7 protein-coding genes are annotated in these 9204 nt (G+C 40.0%); 6 read left to right on the plus strand and 1 reads right to left on the minus strand.

Annotated elements, in window-relative coordinates:
- Positions 1-235 precede the first annotated feature (235 nt).
- The 5 genes from PEH01S_RS33195 to PEH01S_RS33215 all read left to right on the plus strand — a co-directional run bounded on the left by PEH01S_RS33195 (position 236) and on the right by PEH01S_RS33215 (position 7624).
- Entirely contained in the window at positions 236-5506 is a 5271-nt protein-coding gene (locus PEH01S_RS33195; RefSeq protein ID WP_164828129.1) for an RHS repeat domain-containing protein, read from the plus strand.
- Positions 5507-5516: 10 nt separating this feature from the next.
- Positions 5517-5819, plus strand: coding sequence for a hypothetical protein (locus PEH01S_RS33200; RefSeq protein ID WP_127490339.1), 303 nt, complete (start codon positions 5517-5519; stop codon positions 5817-5819).
- Positions 5820-6036: 217 nt separating this feature from the next.
- Positions 6037-6645 (plus strand): helix-turn-helix domain-containing protein, encoded by a 609-nt coding sequence (locus PEH01S_RS33205; RefSeq protein WP_127490340.1) that lies wholly within the window; start codon positions 6037-6039, stop codon positions 6643-6645.
- 83 nt (positions 6646-6728) lie between these two features.
- Positions 6729-7010, plus strand: a complete 282-nt coding sequence (locus PEH01S_RS33210) for a hypothetical protein (protein ID WP_127490341.1) — start codon at positions 6729-6731, stop codon at positions 7008-7010.
- Positions 7007-7624 carry a hypothetical protein gene (locus PEH01S_RS33215; RefSeq protein WP_127490342.1) on the plus strand — a complete coding sequence of 206 codons (618 nt, stop codon included), beginning with the start codon at positions 7007-7009 and terminating at the stop codon, positions 7622-7624. The genes PEH01S_RS33210 and PEH01S_RS33215 overlap by 4 nt, the downstream gene beginning before the upstream one ends.
- A gap of 311 nt (positions 7625-7935) precedes the next feature.
- Here the strand turns inward: PEH01S_RS33215 and PEH01S_RS33220 are convergent, their stop codons facing one another.
- Positions 7936-8154 (minus strand): helix-turn-helix domain-containing protein, encoded by a 219-nt coding sequence (locus PEH01S_RS33220; protein ID WP_127490343.1) that lies wholly within the window; start codon positions 8152-8154, stop codon positions 7936-7938.
- 161 nt (positions 8155-8315) lie between these two features.
- Here PEH01S_RS33220 and PEH01S_RS33225 point away from each other — a divergent pair, with 161 nt between their 5' ends.
- The gene (locus tag PEH01S_RS33225) at positions 8316-9092 is read left to right on the plus strand and encodes a recombinase family protein (protein ID WP_127490344.1); all 777 of its coding nucleotides are present in this window, start codon (positions 8316-8318) and stop codon (positions 9090-9092) included.
- Positions 9093-9204 lie beyond the last annotated feature (112 nt).

A 9204-nucleotide genomic window follows, 5' to 3' on the forward strand; every position in this document is an offset into this window, starting at 1 on the left:
CTGTAGGTGGAGAGGATTCAGCCTATATGGATCTGGATACCGTATCTTTTAAAGAAATATAGCGACATCATGAGTATGTAGATTCTATGAGCTTTCACTATAAATAAAATTTTACGAAGGTAACCATGAGAAAAAATCGTTCCACTTACTTAGTTTTATGCTAATTCTAGCATCGTTACGCACCGGTAATATCCGAGGCCGCATTTATTTACAAACAGTGTTAAGGAGCCAAACTATGAAAAAATTACTAAGACATGTCTTATTATTCACTCTAATTGCTCAAACGTTATCCCCTGCGGCATTGATTTATGCCAATGAGGAAGCAGCAGCGGTTCCAACTACGGATCAAACTGCAACCAAAGAAGTGCTAACCATCGAATGGTTAAGCAGAAAATACAATGTTCCTGAAAGCAATGTGCTAAACGAGTTGAATAAAGGATACTCATTGTATGATATCCATTCCGCTTTGCAGACAAGGATAGAACCGAACCAATCTCTAGGAGAGATCCTTAAACGGATCAATCCAAGCGTGTCAGAACGATTGCAAAAAATGGACTTTTCCGCCGAGCGATTCACAGAGGAGAACAACAAAAAAGATAACACAGTTACCCAAAATACGTATATGTCGGTTACAGCACATACATATGCCAACTATGTCGAAACACCCAAAAATACGACAGTCGTAAATAATAAAGAGCAGTTTTATCCAAGTGTGTTTTCAAACACTTATTCCGAAGGCTTAAATCGTATAAAAAGATCTTTATATAACTATTCTTATAATTCCTATCCTACAGATTACGATAAATTTGCTTTGGATAGGGTGAATATGAAAGCAAGCAGCGCTCCATTTTCTGTTTCATCGGTTAATGAGAATGTCAATATGATCAATGGCGCCCTTCAATTACAGAGCACAGATATGACCCTCCCGGGCAGGAATGGGCTTTCTTTTGCACTCACTCGCCGGTATGATAGTGCAGATTCGCTATATTATGATAAGGATATCTATAGCGGAGCCGTCTATACCATGAAATATTACCCGGCTTTGGATGCAAGATTGTACCAGAAATATTCGAATATGCCGGAAAAATTCGGTTCGGCATCAAGCTTTTATTTTACTCCCTCCTACTATGCGTCATTCGTGCAATATGGCGGAAGTTATACGTATTGGTATTTTCCTACCGACTATCCGGAAGTTTATGAATTCGATAATCAAGTGAGGAAGGACTTGGAAGCGACCTGGTCTTACAGGAACCCTGATGACCCTAACACTGGGCCATTTATTTCGAACGAAAATATTACGCTTAACGGAACATCTTTTGTAGCCAGAGCATATACAACAGGACACGTTGTTGTACCGCCCTTCTATTCTTCACGTTTTATAACGAATGCGTATGCCAACAAAACTAAGCCTCTCAGGAATGAGAACTATTTCCCTATTGGGAAAGGGTGGAAATGGGACATTCCTTATGTTGAATATACAGATAAGGGAAGTTACGTTCATTTATCCGGAGGAGGTACTTATGAGCTGAACGGGACCAGTTTGAAGGGATATCCGTGGAAAGACATTACGGTCACACAGGAATCGCGTAAGATTAACGATCAATATGTATGGTTCACGCTGAATTATTTAAATGGCCAGAAGCAGTACTTTTCCGGGGACGGCAGATTAATCCAAATATCAGATGCTTATAACAATACCATTCAATTTGAATACCAGAATGTTTCTCCTTATGGGTTGGTGTTAACGAAAATAAGAGACGCAATAAATAATGAGATCAACATTTCTTACACCGAAACAGAAGTGACCCTTACTCAGGGGGATCGTATTGTTAAATATGAAAAGCAGAAAGACCCTAAAGGCAACAAGGAATTGTTGACTTCGGTTACGGATGCGATGAATCGTAAGACGCATTATACCTACGAAATTGCGTCGGCATCGTTTGATTTGGTAAATTCCAAACGCGGGGAAAATTATGCTGCCCTGTTAAAGCAAGTACAGCACCCGACCCAAGCCCGCACAAGCTACACCTACGAATCGGTTAATCGTAAAGTGGGGGATTATGGAAACGAATATGTGAATCGCATCAAATCCCGGGAAGATATTATAACGTACGTCAACGGAACGGAAGAAAAGTATAATCATGTGGATTATAGTTACGCGGGAGATGGAGCAGAGGTAAAAAAGTATGATAGTTCTTTCGCCACAATTGTGAATAATGGGCGAGTAAAGACAATATACAGCTTTGACAAAGTGTATATTGACGAGAACACCCCGGAAGTAATTTATAATACCCAGATTAGTAAAGAAGATGGAACGACGGTAAATACGGATATCATGGAGTACAACCGAACGAAGCAATGGCTGTCTCCGATTAAAGTGACTTCGAAGACGACTAGAGCAGGAGCGGCCGCGGCAGATAAAATCGTAACAAGAAACTACGATGATTACGGCAATGTATTGACGGAAACGGATCCGAATAATATTACAACAACCTATACGTATAATCCAACAACTCATTGGCTGGAGACGATCACGAAGCCGATGAATGCCGGTCTGTCACGTTTCACAAAATATGTGCGAAATCCACAAGGCAGCATCTTAGAGGTCTCCGATAGAGAACATAATGAAGGCGGAGTATTAAAAGCACAAATTAACCTTGATTACGATAATTACGGTAACGCGACAAAAATAACGCTGAAAGATGATCATCGGAATACGGTTATTAACAAGGAATACGGTTCGGATTACAATTATGCATTTGTCACCAAACAGTGGTCTCAAGTAACCGATGCGGACGGGAATAGCTCAGCGGTCTTCCAATGGCAGAAGTACGATAAGTCCACAGGTAACATAACCGAATATACAAGTGGAAGAGAATATCCTATCAGGTATCAATATGATAAGCTTGGACGATTAGTATTAGTAACGTACATGGATTCAAGCCAAGTGAAATTGATATATGACGATGCTAATAATAAGGTAACCACGATAGATCCAACCGGCGTGACATCCTTTATTCAATGGAATGCCCTTGGGATGAAATCATCGGAAGGGACCGTGGGGAGCGGAACAACTTCTTATGGATACGATCCTTACGGTCGTCTGTCTTGGAGTCGGGATGTGTTGTCCAACACAACGACCTATGGATATGATGCTTGGGACAGGAATATCCGAACAACTTATCCTGATGGGTCTGCTTCCGGAGTAGAGTATGACGATATCAATCGCACCGTAACAATGGCAGATGCTGAATCGAATAAGACGAAAGAAACTTACGATATATTAGGCCGTGTTACTAAGAAGGAATGGTTGAAACAAACAGGAACGGTTCTTCTATCAAGTAATGCATATGATTTTGCTGGAAACGTAACGTCTAATGTCGATGGTAACAATAACACGACATCGTACGCCTACGACTTATTTAACCGGTTGGTTTCTGTGACTAACGCCAAGTCGGAAACGACGAAGTACAGCTATAATATGGCGGGTAAATTAATTCAGACGGAATATGCCGATGGAAACAAAATTCAAAAGCAGTATGATGAACTGGGTCGCTTAATAAGAAAAATCGATGCGCTAGGTCAGATTGAAAAATACTATTATGATGTAAACGGGAATGTGAAACAATATGTCGATCGTAAGGGACAGATAACAAACTACCGTTACAATATCCGTGATCAATTGATCAACAGTGTAACCGGAAGTGAGACGGTTTCTTATGAGTACGATACTGCTGGACGACGCACGGCCATGCAGGACGGTACAGGCAGAACACAGTATGGTTATAATAACGTTGGGCAACTTGATGCAGTCACATATCCGGATGGAAAGAAGGTTCTATACGTATACGACCCACAAGGGAATCGCACGCAAATGACCGATCCATTCGGTTATGTTACAGCATACGGATATGATAGCCGTAACCGTCTGAAAGGCGTAGGTCCGGCTATCGCCGACTGGGATGCAAGTTATGATTATAAGAAAAATAGTTTGTTATCTAACGTAACCCAGCGTAACGGAATCGCATGGAGTTATACATTCGATGGCGCCAATTTGCTGAATCTTACGCAAACAAGGTATGGTGCGCCTGTGAATTCGTACGGATATACGTACGATAATAACGGAAATCAGACAAGCAAAAACGAGAACGGCCAAGGGAATACGTTCTCCTACGATAAGCTCGACCGGATTGAAAAATCCAGTCAATTTAATGAAGCTTATACGTACGATACTCGCGGCAACCGTCAAACGATGCAGAGCAGCAAGAGTATCGATATGAGCGGAGCCGGTTACCGGTATGATGATCGCAACCGACTCGTTCAAGTGACGACCGATGATGGCAAGAACGTCTCCTATCGTTATAATGGGGATGGAATGCTCTACGAGCGGACGGAGAATGGACAGACGACGCGCTATTACTATGACGGAGCGAATATGATTGCAGAGGGAACGGTCAGCAATGGCACCGTGACCATGAAAGCAAGATATATCCGCGGTGGCACCGGCTTGGTAGCCCGTCAAGATGCTGGTGGCTCCAAAACGTATTACCTTCACAACGGCCACGGAGATGTTGTGGGATTAGCGGACGGCAATGGCAATGTCATTAATCGGTATACTTATGACATCTGGGGTAATCCGCTTAGTACATCGGAGCAAGTACCACAGCCATTCCGATACAGCGGGGAGTTCTGGGATAGCAGTACGAATTTGCAGTATCTGCGCGCCAGATGGTATGATCCGAGTGTCGGCAGGTTTATAAATGAGGATACGTATGAAGGGGATATTAGCAACCCGCTGAGCTTGAATTTGTATACGTATGTGAGAAATAATCCGCTGACATATATTGATCCATCAGGACATTGGGATACAAATATTACTGCTAACTGGACAATAAATGAAATGAAGTGGCAGTGGAGTAAGGCTTTTGAGTCAAACAATACTACAAAAATGCAGCATTGGGCTAATGAAGCAAACAAACTTCGTGATAGAATGAGAGCTTCGGGGATGTCGGAAGCTTCCATCATGCAATCTTCAGATAGTTCAATATCTCAAGCACTTGTCTCGCAGCTTGCGAAAATAAGTACTTTAAGTTGGATAGAGAGTGACCCGCTAGGAATTAAATTATATACCGACGCTGCAAATTTATTAATTCCAGACCCAACAAGTGCTACTGGTACTTTAAACGGGCCCGGAAAATTCTTTAATGCTGGGCAGCTCTTCGAATCGAAGTTTTCTTCGAAGAGTGGTTTAAACCTTGGAGCTTTAGCAGAAGTGGCAGTAGATGGTAAGAAGTTAATTTTAAAAGATATTGCAATTTATGCTGAAGGTTCTGAAGTCAAAAACGCTGTAGGAGCCAAGGAATTTATTCAATGGAAGAATTTAATTGTTGATATGGCAAAAAATGACGGTTATGAAACATTGGAATTACAAGGGGTTCGAGTAACAAATTCTACCTCTGCGAATCCCGGAAAAAGTATCAATCAAATAATTGATCTTACAAAATAAGGGTGATATTATGTTAAGCTTTAATTTAAGTCAGAATGAACTTGAGGAACTTGATACAATTAAGGAATTATGTGAAGATATGTATGTGGATGGAAATAAGGTGATTTGTTTTGAAATTCTCTCAGAATTAATTAATGAGAAGACAACTTTAAAGGACATTTCCACAAACGACTTATTGATCGTCTATGAACAACTAAAAGGATACAAGCTGTTTTGGAACGATATTGAATGGTTCGACAATGAAATTTTTGAAAATATGCTTCCTAAAATCAATCATATTATTAAAGAAGAATTAAGCTCTCGCAAAAAATAAATGGTATGTTTTGGAACCACGATGTGACTAACCTCGCATTGTGGTTTCTTTTTCTTCCTGCCCCTACCCTGACAACACAAAAAACGCTAAAAAATATTTGCGCGGCAGAAAGTGGTAAAAATATTTTTCTGAAACCTTGACTTATTAAATAAGACAATGGTATATTATCAATTGTAAGTTGTCTTAGTCGATAAGTCATTAGCTGGAGGGCAGGATCATGATTGGGCTAGAATACATATGCCGTACTTATGAAATGGAGTACAAAGAGGTTGCAAATAAACTGAACATTAAGCCGCAGACCATTAATTCATGGCTAAGAGGGAAGAGAGAAATTCCTAAAGAGCGACTCAAACAACTTTCCCAATTGTTTGGCATTGAGGAAGAAAGATACTTCCAGAAAGTATTAACGAGGGCCGAACAACTTGAGATTAAAATAATACATTATAGAAACACTGATGTATTTTACGAAACAGAAACATCCAAAATTGACGAGGAGGGAAAGGAACATACAGTCAAGGAAACGTATTCAGAGGCCAGAGGAATTATTCATTACCTTACCCGAAAACATCGACAAGCTCTTTTATTAGAACAAGTTGAAAAATTAACATTAAATTACTCCGGATATGGGCGAGAATATGAGATTAAAACGCTTGAAAATGTTGTGAAATTACTGGAGGAAAATGCACAAAAAACTAAAATAATGGATGCTCTACTTTATTATCTTACTGATTTTAAAAATAAAGAATGTGAGACTCAAGAAGGAATTCCAGATCAAGGCTTTTATAATAAATTCGAGGAGCTTTTGAAGGAGTACAAGCTGCTTTGATTCTTCTTATAACATGCCGAATCTTACCCAAAATTTTGGGGATTGAACATCATCAACTCATCACGAAAAGGAGAGATTGCCTATTGTTTGATACCATCATCATGAAAACATTCCCTGTCTATCCTAATCTTGAATCTGTAGCCGCTGAAAAAATTGCTTATCTGGACAAGGGTACAACTTACAAAATTAAAGACAGCCAAATACCGTTTATTAAATACTTCGATAATAGCAGAACCCTCGTTTTGCAAGTATCCATCCCCAAGTTTCTCTACGGTAATAATGTAACGCTCCTTCAAGAAAAGGACATTCCCTCTTCTTCCAAAGGTTACATGAACGCTTGTACGAGTTATTTCAAATTGAAATGAAAACGGAGGATTGGTCAGGAACTGAACGATTGGATGTATGTTGGAATTTTCAAGTTGGACATTTGGTCAGTGATTATGTGCGAGAAATACATAAATTGAAACTTCCGTACATGAAGCCATATTCTTATGGACATCTGGAAACGGCTGGACATAAAAACGATAGCAAAAAGACGATGTTCTATGACAAACAAATTCAATGCAGAGATACAAAGGAACCTCAAGAAGTTATTGAACAAGCCCGTGGAATCCTGCGTATGGAGATTCGACCAAGTTACAAGGAAATGAAGAAGTTTTCACCGAAACGCAGTGCTGTCGATTTACTCAAGAAAGAATTTTTCATTCAGATGGCAGAAGCAGCTTTAAAGCCAATCCAGTTTACCGAACCGATTGAAGGAATCCCATTTGGCTGGTTACAATCTCAACCATTTGACATTTATCAAATCGAAAAGGCACTTGCTTTCAAATTATTGCAAAGTCAATTCACCGAAACCGAATTAAAGCAATTGTACAGGTCAGGAACTTATGACAATAGACGGGGATTGGCTCGCAGAATCACTTTCCCAAGTCAAACAAAGCTAGCTCCGCTCAAGATTGATTATGGAAATTTAGGTTAAAAGTGATCCTTTTACATACGTTTGTTACTTTTGCGATAGCGATAACAATTACATACATAATCGGTTAAAAGTCCAGAAGAAATAAGGCTTTATAGGGCTTTGGCGATACCAATAATCATCATACATAAAAAGAGAGAAATTTAAAGAAACAAAGAGTAATCCATACATAACGCAAGAAAACTTGACATTATTCCGATTAAAACGCTATGAAATAACGTTTTTATTTTCTAATGGTGTCCGGGCTGGTTTACATTATTTGAAGGCTTCGTTTTGGTTGTATGGTGCATAGCTGATGTGGAAACACAGCATTGTTAGGGTTTAAACGATTCGTCTTCCATTACAATCAATTCATGAATATGAACGTTTAGAGCTTTACAAATTTCTTCAAGTGTACTGATATAAATTCGATCTGTGGTTCCTTTGCACAATGCATTTATTGTTGCTGGCCGCATGTTTGCCTTTATCGAAAGTTGACGTTGTGACATGTTACGCTCATCTAATATTTCTTGTAATCGAACTCTGATTTTCATTGAATCGACTTCCTCTTATTTTTTATGGTTGGTCATTGAGAAAAATATATCATATTTTACTATAAAACTCATTGACTATTACGCTACAAAGTAATATTATAAATTTGTATTACTCCACAGCGTAACATAAATTAAAATTTCTGTAACGGAGGGAACTTTCAATGAACGTCATCGGCTATGTTCGAGTCTCAACAGCGGGCCAAGCGAGAGATGGTTACAGCTTGTCGTATCAACGGGAAGAAATCGAAGCGTATTGTCAGCAGCAAGGATGGAACCTGCTTCATGTGTTCGTGGACGAAGGAATCAGCGGTGCAAAAGTAGACGAGGATGCTTTGGAGGTAGACCGAGAAGGATTCCAGAATATGCTTTCTCTCCTTTCTACTCGCTCCATCGCTCATGTTGTCGTCCTAAACACAAACCGTCTTTGGAGAAGCGATATCGTCAAAGTGTTGGTTCATCGTGAATTTAAGAAATATAACGTTGACGTGAAATCCATTGAACAACCGACATACAGCATCTACAAGAAAGACCCTTCGGACTTCTTAATCAATGGCTTGATGGAACTATTGGACGCTTACCAACGGCTTGAAATCGCCATGAAACTAGGCAAAGGACGCAATAAGAAGGCCAAGGAAGGCGGCTATGCTGGAGGACGTGCCACATTCGGCTACAAAGCTAAGAAAGGTTCCAAAGTCCTTGTCATCGATGAAAAGCAAGCGGTCATTGTGGAACGGGTATTCGAGTTAAAAGAGCTATTCCCTCACTGGACATTATCCGAAATTGCATACCAATTGAACCTTGAAAACTACAAAACGCAGCAAGGCAAGGCCTTCACCAAAGTACAGGTCAAACGAATCCTTGACCGTCGCAGCTTTTACAGCGGCATGTATCAATATGCTAACGTGGAAGCTATCGGCAAGCATCAGGCGATTATATGAGGGGAGGCAGCATGAATATGAAAGTTACCCTCATGAACAGATTGGATGCCGAGGAAAGAGAACTGATGCAGCAAATTCAAACGTACGAAGCTTGCACCATGGCCGTCTTAAA

This window comes from Paenibacillus ehimensis NBRC 15659 (genome assembly GCF_004000785.1).
Classification (GTDB): domain Bacteria; phylum Bacillota; class Bacilli; order Paenibacillales; family NBRC-103111; genus Paenibacillus_G; species Paenibacillus_G ehimensis.